The 21,302-nt window shown below is 73.5% G+C and carries 15 protein-coding genes; all 15 read right to left on the minus strand.

Going from position 1 to position 21,302, the window contains the following annotated elements; translation table 11 throughout:
• Nucleotides 1-272: 272 nt before the first annotated feature.
• The 15 genes from HD601_RS00710 to HD601_RS00780 all read right to left on the minus strand — a co-directional run bounded on the left by HD601_RS00710 (nt 273) and on the right by HD601_RS00780 (nt 21,164).
• Nucleotides 273-1,955 (minus strand): metallophosphoesterase, encoded by a 1,683-nt coding sequence (locus tag HD601_RS00710; protein ID WP_184818387.1) that lies wholly within the window; start codon nt 1,953-1,955, stop codon nt 273-275.
• An 11-nt stretch (nt 1,956-1,966) separates the two neighbouring features.
• On the minus strand, nt 1,967-3,613 hold the full coding sequence (locus tag HD601_RS00715; RefSeq protein WP_184818389.1) for a PucR family transcriptional regulator: 1,647 nt from the start codon (nt 3,611-3,613) through the stop codon (nt 1,967-1,969).
• Between the two features lie 102 nt (nt 3,614-3,715).
• Nucleotides 3,716-4,828, minus strand: coding sequence for an o-succinylbenzoate synthase (gene menC / locus HD601_RS00720; RefSeq protein WP_184818391.1), 1,113 nt, complete (start codon nt 4,826-4,828; stop codon nt 3,716-3,718).
• Entirely contained in the window at nt 4,825-5,691 is an 867-nt protein-coding gene (locus HD601_RS00725; protein WP_184818394.1) for a GNAT family N-acetyltransferase, read from the minus strand. Before HD601_RS00725 ends, menC begins: the two co-directional genes overlap by 4 nt.
• Nucleotides 5,688-6,827 (minus strand): M20/M25/M40 family metallo-hydrolase, encoded by a 1,140-nt coding sequence (locus HD601_RS00730; protein ID WP_184818396.1) that lies wholly within the window; start codon nt 6,825-6,827, stop codon nt 5,688-5,690. The genes HD601_RS00725 and HD601_RS00730 overlap by 4 nt, the downstream gene beginning before the upstream one ends.
• 16 nt (nt 6,828-6,843) lie before the next feature.
• Nucleotides 6,844-7,743 carry a serine hydrolase gene (locus tag HD601_RS00735; protein WP_221440432.1) on the minus strand — a complete coding sequence of 300 codons (900 nt, stop codon included), beginning with the start codon at nt 7,741-7,743 and terminating at the stop codon, nt 6,844-6,846.
• 52 nt (nt 7,744-7,795) lie between these two features.
• Nucleotides 7,796-11,110 carry a serine hydrolase gene (locus HD601_RS00740; RefSeq protein ID WP_184818400.1) on the minus strand — a complete coding sequence of 1,105 codons (3,315 nt, stop codon included), beginning with the start codon at nt 11,108-11,110 and terminating at the stop codon, nt 7,796-7,798.
• On the minus strand, nt 11,107-12,078 hold the full coding sequence (locus tag HD601_RS00745; protein WP_184818402.1) for an oligopeptide/dipeptide ABC transporter ATP-binding protein: 972 nt from the start codon (nt 12,076-12,078) through the stop codon (nt 11,107-11,109). The genes HD601_RS00740 and HD601_RS00745 overlap by 4 nt, the downstream gene beginning before the upstream one ends.
• Nucleotides 12,075-13,988 carry a dipeptide/oligopeptide/nickel ABC transporter permease/ATP-binding protein gene (locus HD601_RS00750; RefSeq protein WP_184818404.1) on the minus strand — a complete coding sequence of 638 codons (1,914 nt, stop codon included), beginning with the start codon at nt 13,986-13,988 and terminating at the stop codon, nt 12,075-12,077. The genes HD601_RS00745 and HD601_RS00750 overlap by 4 nt, the downstream gene beginning before the upstream one ends.
• Nucleotides 13,988-14,992: an ABC transporter permease gene (locus HD601_RS00755; RefSeq protein ID WP_221440433.1), complete on the minus strand. Its 1,005-nt coding sequence runs from the start codon at nt 14,990-14,992 to the stop codon at nt 13,988-13,990. Before HD601_RS00755 ends, HD601_RS00750 begins: the two co-directional genes overlap by 1 nt.
• Nucleotides 14,989-16,554 (minus strand): ABC transporter substrate-binding protein, encoded by a 1,566-nt coding sequence (locus HD601_RS00760; RefSeq protein WP_184818406.1) that lies wholly within the window; start codon nt 16,552-16,554, stop codon nt 14,989-14,991. The genes HD601_RS00755 and HD601_RS00760 overlap by 4 nt, the downstream gene beginning before the upstream one ends.
• A 186-nt stretch (nt 16,555-16,740) precedes the next feature.
• Complete coding sequence (locus HD601_RS00765) at nt 16,741-18,315, minus strand: N-acyl-D-amino-acid deacylase family protein (RefSeq protein ID WP_184818408.1); 1,575 nt, start codon at nt 18,313-18,315, stop codon at nt 16,741-16,743.
• Between the two features lie 66 nt (nt 18,316-18,381).
• Nucleotides 18,382-19,677, minus strand: coding sequence for an ATP-dependent Clp protease ATP-binding subunit ClpX (gene clpX / locus HD601_RS00770; RefSeq protein ID WP_184818410.1), 1,296 nt, complete (start codon nt 19,675-19,677; stop codon nt 18,382-18,384).
• A gap of 222 nt (nt 19,678-19,899) precedes the next feature.
• On the minus strand, nt 19,900-20,505 hold the full coding sequence (locus HD601_RS00775; protein ID WP_184818412.1) for an ATP-dependent Clp protease proteolytic subunit: 606 nt from the start codon (nt 20,503-20,505) through the stop codon (nt 19,900-19,902).
• Nucleotides 20,506-20,561: 56 nt separating this feature from the next.
• Nucleotides 20,562-21,164, minus strand: a complete 603-nt coding sequence (locus tag HD601_RS00780; RefSeq protein WP_343076473.1) for an ATP-dependent Clp protease proteolytic subunit — start codon at nt 21,162-21,164, stop codon at nt 20,562-20,564.
• Nucleotides 21,165-21,302: the final 138 nt, after the last annotated feature.

The raw sequence follows: 21,302 nt of genomic DNA on the forward strand, positions 1-21,302 counted from the left end.
GAGCGACCATGATCATCCACCATTCGTGCTGCTATCACGACCGAGAAGGTTGATGATCATGAAAGGGGACCATCAGGAGCCGCTCCGGCGGCGTCGCCGACCTGCACGGGGCCATTCCGACCTGAACGGTGTGAGATCGCTGCGCCAACCGTGTGAGTCAACTGTTGCTGGGGCGACAGTGATGCCACACGGTTGCCGCAGCCAACTCACACGGTTGAGTGCCCATGATCATCAACCTTTCGTGCTGCTCGGACGACCGAGAAGGTTGATGATCAAGGAAGCGGACGTCCCGGACCGTCGATGCGGACGGGGGGCTCGGCGAGGGTGGCGTGCAGGGGGTCGTCGGGGACGATCCAGGGCGAGCCGGGGGCACCGCCCGGGTCGGCCCGCCAGCTGTGGGCCACGCGTTCGACCGCGACCGGGTACACCGTCAGTGACCCGTCGCGGCCGAGGTGGAAGCGGAGGAAGCTCTTGTGGTCCTCGATGCCCAGACCGGCGTACAGCTCGTTGACGTTGACGTCGACGTAGCGCGCGACCAGCAGATACGCACCCACGACCCAGGCGTCGACGAGCCCGATGACCGGGCCGTAGACGACGAAGGCCAGCAGTGTCGCCCAGGGGTTCGCCAGCTCCGACAGCGGCAGCGCCGACCACGCCGCCGCTCCCCCGAGGGCCAGCGCCACGTGTGGCACGGCATGGAGCACGGCCGCCGTCAGGTGCTTGCGCGACCGCACCCCCAGGACCAGTGTGAACACGGCGGTCCCGACCAGCACGGCGACCACGCCGGTCACCGTCGCGGGGGTGACCAGGTGGTCCGGCGACGTCACGAACGCGAGCATGAGCAGCGTCTGCATGAGCCCGAGCAGCCAGACGAAACCGGGGTTGCGCCGCGGCAGCCGCGAGAAGATCTGCCAGCCGAGGCGCCGCGAGGCCGGCTGCGACGGGTACGCGGCGGCCAGCTCGTATTGCTGCGGGGTGCTGCGCCGCCGGGCGATGGTCTCCTCGGGCGGGACGGCGACGGCGTCGGGCAGGTGGTCGGTGCCGACGAGGTAGGCGCCGCCTCCGCCGCAGGTGAGCAGCTGGCGGCCGCGCCCGTCCGGCCCGGAGCCGGTGTAGCGGGCGTAGTGGTGCATGTCGCCCGAGAGCAGCAGCGGCACCCGGGCGCCCGTGGGCTCGATGACCGTGCGGATGAAGTAGTCGACGCTGTCGTAGGCGTCGGGCCGCTCGTGCGTCTTCACCCACGACGGCTGCGCCGGCGCCAGGATGATCCGGTCCTCCGGCGTCAGCCGCTCGGCGACCCGGCCGAAGTAGTCCAGCTGCGGCTCGTCGATGTACGACGACAACTGGATGTCGACGGCGAACAGCCACCACTTGTGCGGCAGCTCCAGCGCGAAGTAGCTGCGCGCCTGCCGCGTCCGCCAGCCGCCGATGGTGTCGCCCTGCGCGAACAGCCGCAGGAACGCCGTCAGCCCGTCGTACCAGTCGTGGTTGCCGGGCAGCGCGTACAGCGACGGCGTGACGGCGGCGAGGTCCGGCAGGGCGGCGCGGTACGGGCCCTTCCAGCGCTGCTCGTAGGCCGGGCTGGACGCCGTCGGGTACACCTGGTCGCCACCCAGGACCAGCAGCGACCCGCGCGGCAGCAGGCGGCCGTCGTCGAGCATGAGCTCCGGCCGGGCCAGCAGCGACGCGACCGAGTAGGTGGCGTCGAACCCGTCGCCGACGTCGGCGGTGTAGTCGAACCAGAGCTCGTCGGCGGCGGAGTGGTCGTAGGCGCGGTCCGGCAGCGCCGCCTGCAGCTCGCGTTTGTCGAGGTAGCCGCCGAACAGGTACGCGAGCAGGACGCGGACGGCGGTGCCGGCGAGCAGGCCGGGGTTGAGCCAGGGCACCGGTCGCTGGCGGACGAACCCGATCTCCGCCGGACTCAGGTCGCGCGGCCGGGCCGCAGGTTCGGGCACGGGACCTGACCTTACGAGTCGGGCGAAGGGTGATCAACCATCGCGCGCAGCCGGAGCTCGAGCATCGCCGCGAACCGGGCGTCGGCGTCGCCGAGGTCCAGCCCGCCGATCTCGCCGACCCGCCGCAGCCGGTACCGGAACGTGTTCGCGTGCACGTGCGTGGCCGCCGCGGCCGCCGTCACGTCGCCGAACGCCTCCAGCCAGGCCCGCAGGGTGCCGACCAGCTGGGAGCGGTGCTGCCGGTCGTACGCGGCCAGCCGCGCCACCGGGCCCGACGGGACCCGCCGCTCGGCCGCCATGGCGCTGCCCAGCTCGAGCAGGAACGCCGAGATCTGCACGTCGGTCAGCCGCGCGACCCGCGAGCCGCCCTGCCGCGCCCCCGCCGACCTCGCTCGCAGCACCCGGACCGCGCGGTCGGCGTCGGCGCGCGACTGCGGCAGGTCCGACGGCCCGGCCGCGACCCCGCCGATGCCGACGACGACGTGGCTGCGGGCGCCGATGCGGCTGAGGAACTCCTCGGCGACGGCGACGGCGCGCAGGTCGGCGTCGGGGCCGTCGGCGGCCAGCGGGATGACGCCGTAGACGACACCGCCGACGAGCGCGACCGCGGACCGCGGGTGGACGGCGGCCAGGTGCAGCGCGAACGCCCCGGCGACCCGCTGCAGGTCGGCCTCGACGGAGGACGGCTCGGCCTCCTCGCCGGGCACGGCCAGCGCCAGCACGCAGGCAGGGCCGCCGGCCAGGCCCAGCCGGCTGGCCGCCTCGCCCGCCGCGGGACCGCCCTCGAGCACCGTCGCCACCAGCTCCGCCCGCAGCCGCCGCTCGACGTCGGCGCCGGCGCGGTGCCGGAGCAGGTGCAGCGCGACCAGCTTGGCGGCGTCGACGAAGGCCTGCTCGCGCTCCGCGGTCAGCGGCTCCTTGACCGCCGCCCACATCGAGCCGAGGATCTCGTCCCCAGCGCGGACCCGGATCGCCACCCGCGGCAGCTCGGCGCCCTCGATCGACGGCAGGTACACCGGCCGGTCGGTCGAGTAGAGCGCGCGGAACGCGCCCAGCTGCTCCAGCCGGCGCAGGTAGCGCTCGGGGACCTGGCGGCCGAGGACGGTCTCCTTCCGCGACTCGTCGGCGCGCTCCTGGTCGGCCGAGAACGCCAGTACCCGCGAGTTGAGGTCCTCGATGGTGAGCGGCGCGTCCAGCAGCGCCGACACGGCCCCGGCCAGCGCGAACAGGTCGCCCGCGCCGGCGCCGGCCAGCGTCTGGTCGTCGACGCCGCCGAGGTCGTCGAGCGCGAGCAGGCTGCGCAGCAGGGCCGCGACCTGCGCCCACGACGCGCCTCGGGTCAGCCCGAACAGGACCAGCCCCTCCTCGGCGACGGCCCGCCGCACGCCGGCGTCGATGTCGACGGGGACCCGCAGGACCAGCCCGACGGCGCCGTCGGCGGCGACTGTGCGGACGACGTCGGCGATCTCGGCCGACGCCGCCAGGCCGACGCCCAGCACCAGCGCGTCGGACGGCATGGACGGCGGGTCGAGCGGGTCGTGGATGACGACGCCGCCCACGGACCGGCCGGGGTCGACCCGCCCGGCGACGACCTCGAGCAGCGTCGACCCCAGATCGTCGAGGACACGGCCGAGCGTGGCCCTCGGTCGCCGGGTCATGCGCAACACCTCTGAACCCCAACACAGGGACGACGGTCAGGAGTTCGTCGAACTCTACAATCCGCGCCGCCCGCTTGGTGCCGGGCTACGAAACTGGAGGCGTCAGGAGGCGGGGAGCCAGGTGGTCGACGTGGTCAGGGCGGCCAGGACGTCGGGCAGGGGCTCGACGCCGAGGCCGGGGCCCGTCGGCACCGCCACGTGTCCGTCGGCCAGCACGAACGGCTCCGTCACGTCCTGGGCGAAGTAGCGGTCCGACGCCGACGTGTCGCCGGGCAGGGTGAACCCGGGCAGCGCCGCCAGCGCGACGTTCGCGGCCCGGCCGAGCCCGGTCTCGAGCATGCCGCCGCACCAGACCGCCGCGCCGTGCGCCTGCGCGAGGTCGTGGATGCGCCGCGCCTCGAGGTAGCCGCCGACTCGCCCGGGCTTGACGTTGATGATCCGGCAGGCGCCGAGCAGCAGCGCGTCGGCGGCGTCCTTGGCCGACTCGATCGACTCGTCCAGGCAGATCGGGGTGCGGATCAGCTGCGCGAGCGCGGCGTGCTGGCGCAGGTCGTCCTCGGCCAGCGGCTGCTCGATCAGCAGCAGGCCGAACTCGTCGAGCGCCCCGAGCACGGCGGCGTCGGCCAGCGTGTAGGCGGCGTTCGCGTCGACCTGCAGCAGCACGTCGTCCCCGAACCGCTCCCGAACCGCGCGGACGGGCGCGACGTCCCACCCCGGCTCGATCTTCAGCTTGATCCGCAGATACCCCTGGTCGAGGTAGCCGGCGACGGCGTCCAGCAGGGCGGGAATCGAGTCCATGATGCCGACGGAGACCCCGGCCGGCACGCGGTCGCGCACCGCCCCGAGGTACGACCCGAACGACTCCCCGCGCACCCGCAGCCAGGCGTCGAGCACCGCCGTCTCGAGCGCGGCCTTCGCCATGCGGTGCCCGCGCACCGGCTCCAGCAGCCGCGCGACGTCCAGCGGCCCCAGCGACTCCCCCGCCGCGAACAGCCGCGGCGCCAGGAATCGCTCGATGACCTGCGCCGCCCCGTCGGCGTACTCGGGCGAGTAGAGCGGCGCGGCCATCGCCACGCACTCGCCCCAGCCGTCGCCGTCGGGCGTGGCGGCCCGGACCAGCAGCACGTCGCGCGCCGTCTCGACGCCGAACGACGTGCGGAACGGCGCGACCAGCGGCATCGCGATGCGCCGCAGCTCGAACCCGGCGACCTTCACGCATCCGTCCTTTCCACCACGTAGCTGCCGGAGCGGGTGAACCCGGTCACCCGCGCCCCGCCGCCGATCAGCTCACCCAGCACGTCGCGCACCGCCGACCGCCACAGACGGGCGGTCTCGGGGTCGGTGCCGCGCAGCGCCTCGATGTCCGACGGCGTCCCGACCAGCACCCGACCGGCCCGGGCCCACACCGACCGGGGCGCCGCCACCGGCCGGCCCGACGGCGACTCCGTCAGCGCCGCGACCACGCCGGGCGCGACGACCGCGCCCGCACCGCCGCCGCGAGCGCAGGCCGCTACCACTGCCGGATCCTCGAGCCGCCAGCGCACCAGCAGCCGGTCGCTGCCCTGGCCGCCGTTGATCGCGTCGTCCATGTCGCCGTAGAAGTCGACGAGGTAGTCACTCGGACGGGCCTGCAGCTTGGCCAGGTTGAAGTAGGCGTTGCGGCGCACCAGCGGGTCGAACGTCCAGGTGATCTCCGCCAGGCCGTGCTCGAGTGCCCAGTCGCGCTGGTGCGACTTGAGCGCGAACCCGACGTGGCGGCCCCGGGTGGCGGCCGAGACGCCGGCGACGTGCGAGTGCATCGACCGGCCGGGCGGCGCGGCGAAGAACCCGACGCACGCCCCGACCAGCTCGTCGCCGTCGTAGGCGCCGGCCACGTAGTTGCCGGCGTGGGTCAGGGCGCGCAGGTGCTCGACGGTGACCGGCGGGTTCGAGCGGTCCGGCTTCCAGATGCGGTCGAACAGCGCGTACACCTCTTCGAGGTCGGCGAGCGCGGACAGCTCACGGATGACGATCTGCGCGACGGCGGCGGGCTGGGCGGCCATGTCGTCGATGGTCCTCCGCTCCGGGACGCCGGTCATGGTCGTCCGGCCCGATCCGCGCCGGCCCGGTTCGTCCAGGCCGACGAGCGGACGGCGTCGACCAGCCCGGCGAGCAGCGCGGCCCGCCGTGGCATCTCGTCGACGACGACGTACTCGCCCGGCGCGTGCGCCCCGGCTCCGACGGCGCCGAGCCCGTCCAGCGTCGGAGTGCCGTCGCCGGCGACGATGTTGCCGTCCGACGCACCGCCGACGTGCGCCTCGCCGAGCGGCTCGAGGCCCAGCGCGGCCGCCACGTCACGAGCCAGCGCATAGAGCGAGGCCGACGACGACGGCTCGAACGGCGGGTGCCGCGGGCCGCGGACGACCTCGACCCGGGCGCCGTCGAGCACCGGGCGCAGCGCGTGCAGCCCCTCGTCGACGCGGCGCGCCTCGTCCGCCGTCGGCACCCGCGAGTCGACGTGCACGGACGCCGTCGCCGGGACGGTGTTCGCGGTGGTCCCCGCGGTGGCCACGGTGGGGGTGACGGTGGCGCCGTCGGGCCCGCGGTCCAGCGCGCCGATGGCCAGCACCTGGTGCGCGAGTTCGACGGCCGCGTTGACGCCGGTCCACGGCTCCAGCCCGGCGTGGGCCGCCCGGCCGGTGACGTGCACCTCGTACCAGGCGACGCCCTTGCGCGCGGTCTTCAGCGCACCGCCGTCGGCGGACGCCTCGAGGACGAACGCGGCCGACGCCCGGGCGGCCTCCTCGTGCAGCAGCGGCCGCGACGTCAGCGCGCCCAGCTCCTCGTCGCCGGTGACCAGCACGGTGATGCCGTCGAGCGTGGTCATGCCGGCCAGCGCGTGGACCAGCTGCACCAGCCCGGCCTTCATGTCGAAGCAGCCCGGCCCGTACGCGCGCCCGTCGGTGACCCGCCACGGGTGCGCCAGCAGCGAGCCGACCGGCCAGACGGTGTCGTGGTGGCCGAGCAGCAGCACGCCGGGCGTCCGCGGGCCCGGCGGCCCGAACCGCCAGCGCAGGTGCGTCCGCCCGTCCACGACGATGCGCTCCGGCGCCACACCGGTCAGCCGCGCGCCCAGCGCCGCGACGACGTCGGCCGACGCGGCGACCGCGGCGGTGTCGGCCGACGGCGACTCGCACTCCACCAGCGTGCGCAGGTCGGCGGTCATCTCAGCCACGGCGCTCACCGTGACATCAGCCGGTCGGCTCATGCGGCGGCACCTCCCCTGCGCCGGTCGGCCATCGGTCTGGACCGACGACTCGGCGGGACCTCCGGCCCCGCGTCGCCGTCGATGCCGCATGAGCCTCCCAGGGGACCACCACTCGCAGGTGTTCGACGGCGATCCTCGCGGCCGTGCCGATGACGCCGTCGGCGACCGGGTTGCGGAACTCGCGCCCGGGCAGCCGCAGGAACACCGCGACCGCATACGTCCCGCCGCCGGGGTACTCGACGACGCCGACTTCGTTGCGCACGTGCGACAACGTGCCCGTCTTGCCGCTCACCCTCACATCATCGTCCGGAAAGCCCGAGGTGAGGCGGTGCGGCCAGACCTGGAGTGCGAGGATCCGGCGGATCTCCGCGCAGGCCGCCCCCGGGATGCCGTCAGCGCTCCAGACGCGCCGCAACAGCGCCGTCGTCTCCCGCGGCGTGCTCCTGTTCGTCGTCTCGGGGTCGAGGACCGCGTCGAGACCATCGGAGTCGATGAGCCGGAACAGCCCGGCGCAGTCCTCCTCGAGCACCGTCCCCGGCAACCCGAGAGCCGCCATCCCGGCGTTGATGCGCTCGCGGCCGAGCAGCGCCATCAGCGCGTCCGTCGCGTGGTTGTCGCTGACGCTCATCATCAGATAGGCGAGGTCGCGCAGCGACAGCTCCGCCTCGTCCAGCATCACCGACAGCCCGGTGGGACCGAAGGTCCGCGACCCGGCCGGGATCTTCAGCCGGTCCGCGGGCGCCCGCTCTCCGGCCGCGAACTGCCGGCACAGCTCGACCAGCACCGGCAGCTTGAACACGCTCGCGGTGACGACCGGCGCGTCGGGGTCGAGTCCCACCTCGGCGCCGGACCCGATGTCGACGGCGTGCAGGTACCCCGTCACGCCAGCCGCCGCGAGAGTTTCGCGGAGCTCCCCCTCCACATCCCCCACGTCGTCAGGAGACCTTCGGTGTGGCTCGGACCCCGAGGTGGACGTACGGCGTCCCGTCGGCGAGCTGGTAGAAGGTCACCGGCAGCCAGGTCTCGTTACCGGGCAGCCGCGTGACGTACAGCCCGTCGCGCACGGCTACCAGGTCCAGCTCCTTCGGCTCGTTGTCGAGGCCGGCCAGCTCGGCCGTCTGGGTCATCCGCAGCTTCGCGCCGCTCTCGCCCTGCCAGACGTCCAGCCGGACGCTGGTGCGCTCGTACGTCCCGACGTGCGGCGCGAGGTCCACCTCGACCGGCTCCTCGGGCGGGCCGAGCGGCACGGTCATCTCGACGCCGGCGACCTCGGCGAAGATCTCGCGGATCAGCGTCTCGTACAGATCGCGGGTGTGGCCGCCGTTGGTGAGCATCGTGACCGCCACGTTCTGCTCCGGCAGCACCCGCAGGAACGCGGACTGGCCGATGGTGTTGCCGTCGTGGCCGATGAGCCGGGTGCCGTTCCAGTCCAGCCGGAACCAGCCCAGCCCCCACGAGTCGGCCAGCGTGTACGGGTCGGGCAGCCTCACCTGCTCGGCCTGCATGGCGGCGACGGTGTCGGCTGCCAGCACGCGCGTGCCGTCGGCGGCCACCCCGCCGGCGAGGTGCAGGCGGGCGAAGGCGAGCACGTCGGCGACGGTGGACGTGATCAGCCCGGCAGGGCCGGCCGAGCGCGGCAGCACCCAGACCGGTGCCCGCCGGAACGGCTCGTCGTCCTCGTGGATGTGCCCGACGGCGGTCCGGTACAGCAGCGCGTCGTCGGGCAGCGTGACGGTGTGGGTCAGCCCGAGCGGCGTGTAGAGCAGCTCGCGCATCGCGGTGTCCCAGGTCTGCCCGGTGAGCTTCTCGATGACCCGGCCGGCGGTGGTGAACCCGGAGTTGCAGTACGACCACGTGGCGCCGAGCGGGTGGTTCAGCGGCAGCCCGGCCAGCGCGGCGACGTACTTCTCGAGGCAGTCGTCGCCGCGGCCGGTGTCGAGGAAGAAGTCGCCGTCGATGCCGCTGGTGTGCGTGAGCAGGTGCCGCATGGTGACGCGCGCGGTGGCGTCGGCGTCGGCCAGCGTCAGCTCGGGCAGGTAGGTGACGACGGGCTCGTCGAGGTCCAGCTTGCCGGCGTCGACCAGCGCCATGACCACCGACGCCGTCCACACCTTGCTGATGGAGCCGATCTGGAACAGCGTGTCGGTGGTGACCTCGACGCCGGTCTCGACGTTCGTGACGCCGTAGGCGAGCTCCAGCGTCTCGTCGCCGCGGGCGATGCCCAGCGTGGCCCCAGGGACGCGGTAGCGCTCGGCCAGCTCGTTCAGCCGCTGCTGCCAGTGGTCGCGGTCCAGAGTGGTGGCGGTGGTCGTCATCGCGTGCTCCTTCTTCGACGTGTGCTCGGTGACCCAGTCGACGATGCGGCGGGCGTAGTCGAGCCGGTGCGACGGGCGCCCGGCCAGGATGAACAGGTGCGACGCGCCTGGGTAGAGCACGAGCCGGGCCGGGACGCCGCGGGCGCGCAGAGCGGCGAACCACTGCTCGGCCTGCCCCGGCGGGCACCGGTCGTCGTTCAGCCCGTGCAGGATCAGCGTCGGCGTCGTGACGTTCTCGACGTGCGTGTACGGCGACTGCGCGGCGGCGCTCTCGGGGTCGCTGAACGGGACGGCGGTCTCGTGCACGGCCAGGTAATGCCCGGCGTCGGACGTGCCGGCGAAGCTGGTGATGTCGCTCAGGATGCCGCCGGGGATCGCGGCGGCGAACCGGTCCGTGCGGCCGGTCAGCCAGCAGGTCATGTAGCCGCCGTAGCTGTACCCGGTGACGGCCAGCCGGTCCGGGTCGGCGACGCCCTCGGCCACCAGCTGGTCCAGGGGCTCCAGGAAGTCGCGCTCGTCGGCCAGCCCCCACTGCCCCACGGCGGCGGCGAAGAAGACCTCGCCGTAGCCGTCGCTGGCCCGCGGGTTGAGCAGCAGCACCGACCAGCCCTGCCGCACGAGCAGCTGGTGGTACGAGTGGCCGCCGTCGGGCACCGGGCTCCAGGCGTTGTGCGGGCCGCCGTGGATGTCGAGCAGCAGTGGAGCCGGACTGCGCCCGTCGTCGCTCGCGGCCGACGACGGGCGCAGCAGCCAGCCGTGCACCTCGGTGCCGTCGCTGACGGTGAAGACGCGCTCCTCCGCGACCGGCAGGTCGAGGTCCGCGGGCGAGTGCGCGGTCAGCGCCCTCTCGGCGCCGGTGGTGACGTCGACGAGGACGACCTCGCCGTACGAGCCGGGTCCGCCGACGACGGCGGCAGCCCGCGGACCCGCGACGGAGAGTCCCGACACGACCCGGCCGGCACCGCCGAGCAGCGGCCGCACCTCGCCGCCTTCGACGGGGACGGCGAAGACGTGCGTGCAGCCGCGGTCGCGGGCGCAGAACACGACGGTCTCCCCCGCCGGCCCGGCGAGCTGCGGCAGGTCGCCGGGATACCCGGGGCCGCCGGGCATGACGTTGCGGTCCAGGCCCACGGTGAGGTCGACCGCCGGGCCGCCGTCCAGCGGCACGCGGAACAGCCGGTAGTGCCCGACCACCACCTCCCGCTGGGCCACGACCACCAGCGCGCCGCCGTCCCGGGTCCAGGTCACCGGGCCGGCGGCGCGCAGCTCTCCGACGGGCTCGCCCAGCGGCCCGCCGTCCGCCGGCACCACGTACACCGACGACGCGCCCGTCAGGTCGGCGTCGTCCGCCGTCGCCGCGGGGAACGCGAGCCGGGACCCGTCGGGCGACCAGGCCACCGGCCCGGCGGCCCAGTCGCCGCTGGTCAGCTGGGTCGTGTCGCCGGTCGCGACGTCTACCACGTGCACGTGCGGGCGCAGGCCGCGCAGCAGCCCGGCGCCGTCGGCCTTGTAGCCGAGCCGGTCGATCACGATCGGGTCGGTGTCGGCCTGCCCGGTGGTGTCGACGGGCGCGGTGAAGGCGATCCGGGTGCCGTCGGGGCTCCACACCGGCGCGCCGGCGCCCTTCGGCAGGTCGGTCAGCGCGACGGCCTCGCCCGCACCGGACATCGGCAGCAGCCACACCTGCGCCGGCCCGTCGGCGGCGCGCAGGAACGCCAGCCGCGAGCCGTCCGGCGACCAGGCCGGCGACGCGTCGGCGCGGCCCTGCGTGAGCCTCCGCGCGTCACCTCCACCCGCGGACACGAGCCAGAGCGACGACACGTTCTCGTCCGCCTCGGCGTCGCTGCCCTTCAGCACGTAGGCGACCCGGGCACCGCCGGGCGACAGGGCCGGTTCGGCGGGAACGGTCAGCGCGAGCACATCGTCGGGGGTCACGGTGCCGGCACCTCCATCAGGTCGGTGGCGAAGTGGCAGGCGGACCGGTGCGGCCGGTCCGCCGCGCCGGTCTGCGGGTCGGCCTCGGCGCAGATCGTGCGCTCCGGCCGGGTCAGCGGGCCGATCGGGCAGCGGCGGTGGAACCGGCAGCCCTGCGGCGGGTCGTGCGGCGAGGGCGCCTCGGTGTCGAGGCGCTGGTCGTCGGCGGGGACGGGGTCGTCGAGCCCGACGCCGAACGCCGGGGCGGCGTCCAGCAGCGTGCGGGTGTACGGGTGCTTCGGCGCCGACAGCACGGCGTCCGCCGGGCCGGCCTCGACGATCCGGCCCAGGTACATGACGGCGATGACGTCGCTCACATAGCGCACCACCGAGAGGTCGTGCGAGATGAACAGCATCGTCAGCCCGAGCCGGCGCTGCAGGTCGCGGACCAGGTTGAGCACCGCGCCCTGCACCGAGACGTCGAGCGCCGACGTGATCTCGTCGGCCAGCACCACCTCGGGCTCGGCGGCCAGCGCACGCGCCAGCGCGACCCGCTGCCGCTGCCCGCCGGACAGTCCCGACGGCAGCGACCGGGCGCGCGCCGGGTCGAGGTCGACCAGTTCGAGCAACCGGGCGACCTCGGCGGCCCGGGCGGTGCGCCCGCGACGGCCGCGCAGCGCCTCGGCGATCGACTCGCCGACGGTCATCCGCGGGTCCAGCGAGGCGTGCGGGTCCTGGAAGACCAGTTGCAGCCGACGGCGCTCGCGGCGGGTCCGCAGCGGCGCGCCGTCCAGCCGGATCTCCCCGGACGTCGTCGGGACCAGCCCGACGGCGGCCTTGGCCAGCGTCGACTTGCCGGAGCCGGACTCGCCGACCAGCCCGACGACCGACCCCGCGGGCACCGTGAGGTCGACGCCGTCGACGGCGGTCAGCGCGGACCGGCCGGTGCCGAACCGGACGGTCGTGCCCTCGAACGACAGCTCCCTCATGCCCGTCCTCCCGCAGTGTCCAGTGCGTCCAGCGCCAGGTCCAGCGGCTGCGTGCGCGGGTGCCAGCAGGCGGCCCGCTGTCCCGGGACGGAGCCGGCGGCGGCGAGGCTCGGCCGGACCCGGCAGGCGTCGTCGGCGAAGCCGCACCGCGGGGCGAACGCGCAGCCCTCGGGCCGGTCGGCGGGGTCCGGCGGACGCCCCGGGATCGTCGCCAGCGGCCGCTCGCGGTTGGTCGCCAGGTCGGGCACGGACGCCAGCAGCGCCCGGGTGTACGGGTGCGCGGCCGCGCCCAGCTGCCCGACCGGCAGCTCCTCGACCACGCGGCCGGCGTACATGACGACGACCCGCTCGCACACTTGGGCGACGACGGCGATGTCGTGCGAGATCAGGACGACGGCCGCCCCGGTGTCGGACTGCACGTCCTTCAGCAGCCGCAGCACCTGCCGCTGCACGGTGACGTCGAGAGCCGTCGTCGGCTCGTCGGCGATGATCAGCTCCGGCGTGCTCATCAGGCCCATCGCGATCATGGCGCGCTGGCGCATGCCGCCGGAGAACTCGTGCGGGTACTGGCGCGCCCGCCGCTCCGGCGCCGGCACCCGGACGGTGCGCAGCCGGTCGACGGCGCGGGCCAGGGCGGCGCGGCGGCCCTGCCCCTCGTGCACCCGGGTCACCTCGGCCAGCTGGGCGCCCACCCGCATCGACGGGTTGAACGAGGTCATCGGGTCCTGGAAGACCATGGCGACCTTGGTGCCGAGCAGCTCGCGGACCTCGGCCTCGGGCCGTCCCCGCGGCTCGGCGCCGGCGACCTCGAGCCGGGCCGCCGTGACGTGCGCGTCGTCCGGGGCGAGCTGGGCGGCGGCGAGCGCGGTGAGGCTCTTGCCGGAGCCGGACTCGCCCACGATGCCGACGGTCTCGCCGCGGCGGACGGTGAGGCTCACGCCGTCGACGGGATGTGTCCAGCCGCCGGGCGCGGGGAAGCCGACCCGGAGGTCGTCGGCCACGAGGACGGCGCTGCCGTCACCCTGCGCGGGTGCCGCGGGAGCCGCAGCTGACGCCGTCCCCTCGGGAGGACGGCGGCGTCGCACCGCACGCACCCCCACGACCTGCGCGATCGACTCGCCGAGCAGGGTGAAGGCGAGCCCGGCGACCACGACGGCGACACCGGGGGCCAGCGCCGCGGCCGGGTTGATGTAGATGCGGTCCAGGCCCTCGCCCAGCAGCCGGCCCCAGTCGTAGGCCGGCGGCTGCACGCCCAGGCCCAGGAAGGACAGCCCGGCGAACGCCAGCAGCGCGCCACCGGCCAGGACCGTGGCGTTGACCACCAGCGGCTCGCCGACGTTCGGCAGCAGGTGCCGGACGATGAGCCGGAACCGGCCGACGCCGGCGACCCGCGCGGCCGCCACGAAGTCACGTCCGGACACCGCCGCCACGTTGGTCTGCACGAGCCGGGCGAACGACGGGGCGCCGGCCAGCCCGATCGCCAGCACCGCCCCGCGCGCGCCGACGCCGAAGATCACCGCGAAGAACAGCGCCAGCAGCAGGCCGGGGAACGCGACCGCCAGGTTCACCGTGCCCGTCACCAGCCGGCCGGCCCGCCGCCCGAGCACCGCCGGCAGCACGCCCAGGAGCACCCCCACGACCACACAGATCGCCGTGGCCAGCAGTGCCAGTCCGAGGGAGTACCGCGTCGCCACCAGGACCCGCAGCATGATGTCGCGGCCCAGCGCGTCGGTGCCCAGCGGGTGCTCCGCCGTCGAGCCCTGCGAGAGCGCCGCGGGGTCGGTCTCCTCGGCGGCGTCGCCCCACAGCAGCGGCGCGACGATCGCCAGGATCGCCAGGAGCACGAGCAGCCCGGCCGCGACCGCGCCGACGGGGTTGTGCAGGGCCGCCTTCCACTGGTCCCGCCCCATCAGCCCTCCCTGATCGTGGAGCGCGGGTCGGCGAGCGCCAGCAGCACGTCGACGACGAGGTTCACCAGCAGGACCGCGGCGCCGTAGACCAGCACGATGCCCTGCACGACGGGGTAGTCCTTCGACAGGATCGACGAGACGATCGTCATGCCCATGCCGGGCCAGGCGAACACGTTCTCGACCAGGACGGTGCCGACGATCATGCCGCTGAGCAGCAGCCCGCCGATGGTCAGCGTCGAGGTCAGCGCGTTCGGGAAGACATGGCGCAGATACGCGCGCAGCGGCGGCAGCCGTTTCGCCCGCGCGGTGCGGACGAAGTCCTGGTCCATGACGGCGAGCGCCTCGACCCGGACGATGCGGGCCATCAGCAGCGCCGGGCCGAGCGCCAGCGCCACGACCGGCAGCACGTACGACGCCGCGTCGCTGCGCCCCGCCACCGGGAACCAGCCGAGCGTCACCCCGAACACGAACACCAGGCCGACGGCGAGCAGGAACTCCGGGATCGCCGCCGCCACCGCGCTGGTGGAGGTGAAGCCGAGCTCCGCGCCGCGCCGGCGCCCGCCCCTGGTCAGCACGGCCATGGCCAGGCCCAGCGGGATCGCGACGAGCATGACGACGACGAACGCGGCCACCGCGAGCGACGCCGTCGCCGGCAGCCGCTGCCCGATCGTCTCCGACACCGGCATGCCCGACGTCATCGAGACGCCGAGGTCGCCGGCGAACAGCGACCGCACGTAGTCCACGAACTGCACGGCGATCGGGTCGTTCAGCCCGAGGGCCTCGCGCCGCGCCTCCACGAGGTCCGGCGGGGCGGTGAGGCCGAGCGCGGCCCGCACCGGGTCGCCGGGGATCAGGTGGATCATCAGGAACGCCAGCGCCACCAGCACCGCCAGCGACACCAGCAGCCGCCCGGCCCGGCGCAGCAGGAACCGGGCCCACGGGTTGCCCACCCACGCGGAGACCCGCGTCCGCGTGGGTGGGGCGACGAGGTGCGCCGACGTCACGAGGCCGTCAGCCGCAGCGTCGGTGGGATGAGGCCGTCGGAGCCGATGGCCGCGGTGGCGCCGGCGAGGAAGAACGGGATCGTCTCGTCGGCGAAGATCAGCACGTCGTTCGCGGCGAACAGCGCCTCCTCGGCCTCCTGCCACTTCGGGCAGCTGTCCTGGCCGGACAGCCCCATCGCCTCGGCGACGGCGGCGTCGTACTCCGGGTTGTCGAGGTGCGCCAGGTTGGTGCCGCCGTCGGCCGGAACCGGACCGGACAGGAACGGCACGATCTGGTTGGGCAGGCGCAGGTTCACCGGCAGCAGCGCGGCGTCCCACGACCCGGTCGCGAAGACCACCTCGTTGTACTCGGTGGGCGCCAGGCCGCGGGCCGTGGTGGGCACGCCGGCCTCGGTCCAGGTCGACGCGATCAGCTCGGCCGCCGCGACATTCGTGTCGCCGCGCGTGCTGTTGTAGATCAGGTCGATCTCGAGGCCGCTGCCCTCCAGCACCGCGGCGGCGGCCTCGGTGTCCTGCTCCGGGAGGTTGCCGTCGACGGCGTCGTACTGGCAGGCCGCCGGCGCGAGGATCGTGAGCGACTCCGATCGCTGGCCCTGGCCGCCGGTGATGACCGACATCAGCTCCTCGTAGTCCAGCGCTTGCGCGAGCGCCGCGCGGACCTCGTCGTCGGCGCCCGGGTGCCCCTCACCCTGGTTGAAGAAGATCTCGCCGACGATCGCCCGCAGCGCGAGCTGCTCGTAGGTCTCCTCCAGCCGCTGCCGGTCCGGGCCGGTGACGGAGGCGGAGTTCAGCTCGCCGGAGACCATGAGGTTCGCCACGGTCGACTCGTTCGCGATGACCCGGACGTTCACCGTGGCCGGCGTGCCCGCGTCCGCCGCCGCGGCGCCGTCGGGGCCCCAGGCGTAGTCGTCGCGGCGCGCGAACGTGTAGTGGTCCTCTCGGACCACCTCGGTGAACTCGAACATGCCGGTGCCGACGCCGCCGTCCTCGAGCAGGCTGGGGTCGTCCAGGCCGGCCTTGCAGACGACGAACAGCTCACCGGTGCTCTGCAGCAGGAACGGGTCCGGCGCCGCGGCGGTCAGCGTGACGGTGCGTGCGGCGTCGTCAGCGGTCGCGGTGAGCCCCGGCGGCACCATGACGCCGAGCATCGGCGACTGGTTGGCGGGATCGGCGATGAACTGGAAGTTCGCGGCGACGTCGGTCGCGGTCAGCGGCGACCCGTCGGAGCAGGTGATGCCGTCGCGCAGGGTGTAGGTGACGGTGTCGGGCGTGACGTCCCAGGACTCCGCCAGCCACGGCAGTTCCTCGCCGTCGGTGGTGAAGTAGACCAGCTTGTCGTACAGGTACGCGTCGATGGCGCGGGTCGCCGACAGCGCCGTCAGGTGCGGGTGCAGGTTGCCCGGATCGGCGGCGACGGCGGTCGTGAAGGCGCCGTCGGCGACGGGCTCGGCGTCCCCACCCGACGCGCCCGACCCGCCGGCGCTGTCGCCGTCGGAGCCGCCGCACGCCGCGAGGAGCAGTGTCAGGGCCGCGGCGAACGCGACCTTCGGGCCGATGCGCATGACCATCTCCTTCGGAGGGGCGGTGATCCGCACGAATTCCCTTTCCCTCGTGGGACTTGCCGCAGCCTGGACCTCGCGGTCGGCTGGGCACAGCCTCGCGCTGTGGCAAGGGTCACGTCTTTGTCCGATCCGACGACCCCCGCCGGCAGAACTCGTCGGGGCGGACGGACGCTCGGGCGGCCGCCGTCAGGCGCGCAGGACCCGCCCGGCCCGCTCGCCGCCGAAGGTGCCGCCGTCGACGACCACCCGGCCGCCGAGGACGACGGTCTCGATGCCCTCGGGGGTCACGGCGGGGTCGGTGTAGGTGCCGGCGTGGCCGATGCGCTCCGGGTCGAAGACGGTGACGTCGCCGTGCGCGCCGGGCAGCAGCACACCCCGTCCGGCCAGCCCGAACTGGCGCGCGATGAGGCTGGTCGCCTTGCGGATCGCCTCTTCCCACCTGAGCACCCGCCGCTCGCGCACGTAGGTGCCCAGCACGCGCGGGAAGCAGCCGTAGGTGCGCGGGTGCTGCAGGCCCAGGGGCGGGCCGTTGTCCGAGCCGATGCCGACCAGCGGGCTGGCCATGATGGCGCGGACGTCCGGCTCGGCCATCATCTCGATGACGATCATGGCGGCGGGGTCGGCGGCGACGAGGTCGCAGAGAGTGTCGAACGGGTCGGTTCCGTCGTCGGCCGCCGCGAGGTCGGCGACGGTGCGGCCGACGGCGGCCGGGTCGCGGTGGCCGGTGACGATGACCTGCGCCGGGGTGGTCGCGGCCCACATGCCGTCGCCGGGGTCGCCGCGCTCGGCGTCGGCCCGCAGCGCGACGCGGTAGGCGGGGTCGGCCAGCCGGGCGGTCATCGCGGCGGCGCCGCCCTCGGCCGCGCGGTTGGGCAGCAGCGCGAGCAGCACCGTCCCGCCGGCGAGGTACGGGTACTGGTCGCCCATGGCGTCGACGCCGGCCAGCCGGGCTCGTTCGATGCGTTCCAGGAGGGCTGCGCTCTTGCCGTGGTTGGCCCGGCCGGCGGCCTTGCAGTGCGAGATCTGCAGCCGCACGCCGCCGGCCCGCGCGACGGCGACGGCCTCGTCGATGGCCTCCTCGACGTGACGGCCCTCGTCACGCATGTGGGTGGCGTAGGTGCGGCCATAGGCGCCGGCGACGCGGGCGATCGCCTCGAGCTCGGCCAGGTCGGCGAAGCAGCCCGGCGGGTAGATGAGCCCGGTCGAGAAGCCGACGGCGCCGGCCTCGAACGCCTCGGCGGCCAGCGCCTGCATACGCTCGACGGCGCCGGGGCGCAGCTCGTCGCCGGCGCCGTTGGCGGTGAGCCGCAGCGTGTGGTGCCCGACCAGATAGGCCAGGTGGTTGGTGGGGCCGTGCCGCTCGACCAGATCGAGGAAGGCCGCGAACGAGCCGGGCGGGGAGGGGATGGCGCACGCCAGCTCGCCGTACATGGCGTCGACGACGGCCGCGGACGTCTCGTCCAGCGGGGCGAAGCTGAACCCGCAGTTGCCCGCGACCTCGGTGGTGACGCCCTGCAGCAGCTTGAACGGCTGCGCGTCGGCCATCAGCGGGACCATGTCGCTGTGCGAGTGGGCGTCGACGAAGCCCGGCGCGACGTACAGGCCGGCGCAGTCGACGACGCGGGCGCCGGTCTCGTGGGCGGCCGCCCCGGGCGCGACCGCGCGGATGACGCCGTCGGCGATGACGACATCGGCCACCACGCCGGGCGAGCCGAGGCCGTCGAACACGGTGCCGCCGCGCAGGACGAGGGTGTCAGTCATGGGCGGGAGTCAACCGCGTACGGGGTCCGGCGTCTTCGTCGGATCGGCCAAGGTCTACCGCAGACGTCAGGCGGACTTCTCGCGGCGCTCGCGCTTGCGCGGGCCCTCGCGCGGGACCAGCGTCGGCAGCACGTTCGCGTCGACCACGTCGCGGGTGATGACCACCCGGGCCACGTCGTCGCGCGACGGCACCTCGTACATCACGTGCAGCAGCACCTCTTCGAGGATCGCCCTGAGTCCCCGCGCACCCGTGCCACGCAGCAGCGCCAGGTCCGCGACCGCCTCGATCGCGTCGTCGGTGAACTCCAGCTCCACGTGATCGAGCTCGAACAACCGCATGTACTGCTTCACCAGCGCGTTGCGCGGCTCGGACAGGATCCGGATCAGCGCCGCCCGGTCCAGCGGCGACACCGTCGTGATGACCGGCAGCCGGCCGATGAACTCCGGGATCAGCCCGAACTTCAGCAGATCCTCCGGCATGACCTCGCCGAAGGTGTTGACCGCCTCGCGCTCGGACTTGGACTGGATCTGCGCGCCGAAGCCCAGGCCGCGCTTGCCGATGCGGCCCTGGATGATGTCGTCGAGCCCGGCGAACGCGCCACCCACGATGAACAGCACGTTGGTGGTGTCGATCTGGATGAACTCCTGGTGCGGGTGCTTGCGCCCGCCCTGCGGCGGCACCGACGCCGTCGTGCCCTCGAGGATCTTCAGCAGCGCCTGCTGCACGCCCTCGCCGGACACGTCCCGCGTGATCGACGGGTTCTCGCTCTTACGGGCGATCTTGTCGACCTCGTCGATGTAGATGATGCCGGTCTCGGCCTTCTTCACGTCGTAGTCCGCGGCCTGGATCAGCTTCAGCAGGATGTTCTCGACATCCTCACCCACATACCCGGCCTCGGTCAGCGCGGTGGCGTCGGCGATGGCGAACGGCACGTTCAGCATCTTCGCCAGCGTCTGCGCCAGGTAGGTCTTGCCGCACCCCGTCGGGCCGATGAGCAGGATGTTCGACTTCGACAGCTCGACGGCGTCGTCCTTGCCGTGGCCGCGGGCGGCGGCGGACTGGCGCGCCTGGACCCGCTTGTAGTGGTTGTAGACGGCGACGGACAGCGCCTTCTTGGCGACGTCCTGGCCGATGACGTACTGCTCGAGGAACTCGTAGATCTCGCGCGGCTTCGGCAGCTCGGACAGCCCGCCGGCCTCGGCGGTCTCGCTGAGCTCCTCTTCGATGATCTCGTTGCAGAGATCGATGCACTCGTCGCAGATGTAGACCCCGGGGCCTGCGATGAGCTTCTTGACCTGCTTCTGGCTCTTACCGCAGAACGAGCACTTGAGCAGGTGGTCAGCGTCGCCGATGCGTGCCACGCGGTACGTCCTTCCGTCTTCAGCTGCGATCTCGGCCGTGCGGCCGAGGATCCACGGAGCGAGCCGTTGGTCCCGGGCCCTGGTCGCGGATCGACGTCGTGCGTATCGCCGGCCCTCGCGAGCCCTGCGTTGCCTTCGACGTTACAACGTCTGGCGCGCAAACGGGCACCCGGAGAGCGGATCGGGCCCGGCGCGTCGTGGCCGGGCCCGATCCGAAGGAGGTCAGCTGACGAGGCTGGCCTTGCGCGACGCGGTGAAGTTGTCGACGAGGCCGTAGTCGATGGCCTCCTGCGTCGTCAGGATCTTGTCGCGCTCGATGTCCGTGCGGACCTGCTCGAGGCTGCGGCCGGAGTGGTCGGAGAGCATCTTCTCCAGCAGCGCCCGCATGCGCAGGATCTCGTTCGCCTGGATCTCGATGTCGCTGGCCTGACCGTAGGTGCCCTCGGTGTAGGGCTGGTGGATGAGGATGCGCGCGTTCGGCACCGCCAGCCGCTTGCCGGGGGCGCCGGCCGCCAGCAGCACCGCCGCCGCGGACGCCGCCTGACCCATGCACACCGTCCGGACGTCCGGCTTGATGAACTGCATGGTGTCGTAGATGGTCGTCATGGCTGTGAAGGATCCACCGGGCGAGTTGATGTAGATCTCGATGTCGCGGTCGGGCTCCATCGACTCGAGGCAGATCAGCTGCGCCATGACGGCGTTGGCGACGTCGTCGGTGATGGGGGTGCCGAGGAAGATGATGCGCTCCTCGAACAGCTTGCCGTACGGGTCGATCCGCCGGAAGCCGTAGGACGTGCGCTCCTCCCACTGCGGGATGTAGTAGTTCACTGGGTCTCCTCTGTCGGGATGGTCGCTCGTGTGGCTCGTGGGGGGGCGCGGCCGGGTCAGGCCGTGCCGCCGCCCTGGGAGACCTGCGAGGCGCTCTCGACCACGTGGTCGACGAAGCCGTACTCGAGCGCCTCCTGCGGCGTGAAGTAGCGGTCGCGGTCGGAGTCGGCCTCGATGCGCTCGATCGGCTGGCCGGTGTGGTGCGCGATGAGCTCGGCCATCTCGCGCTTGGTCCGCAGCATGGCCTCGGCCTGGATGCGGATGTCGCTGGCCGAGCCGCCCATGCCGCCGGACGGCTGGTGCATGAGGATGCGGGCGTGCGGCAGGGCGTAGCGCTTGCCGGGCGCACCGGCGCAGAGCAGGAACTGGCCCATCGACGCCGCGAAGCCCATGGCCAGCGTCACCACGTCGGGCTTGACGTACTGCATGGTGTCGTAGATGGCCATGCCCGCGGACACCGAGCCGCCGGGCGAGTTGATGTAGAGGTTGATGTCGCGCTCAGGGTCCTCGGCCGCCAGCAGCAGCAGCTGCGCGCAGATGGCGTTGGCGTTCTCGTCGCGGACCTCGGAGCCGAGGAAGATGATGCGCTCCTTCAGCAGCCGGTTGTAGATGTGGTCGTCCAGACCACCGACGGCTGGTGCGGGCGCGTGGGCCTGAATGAGGGACGGGCCCGACGTCTCGGGGCGTGTGCTCACCGTGATCTCCTTGGGGCTTGCTGACTGGTCGTCGAGACCGTTGGTTCGTGTGTCTTCTTCGTTGTGCCAACGACAGTAACCACAAAGGCCGTGGCGACCATC

This window comes from Jiangella mangrovi (assembly GCF_014204975.1).
Classification (GTDB): Bacteria; Actinomycetota; Actinomycetes; order Jiangellales; family Jiangellaceae; genus Jiangella; species Jiangella mangrovi.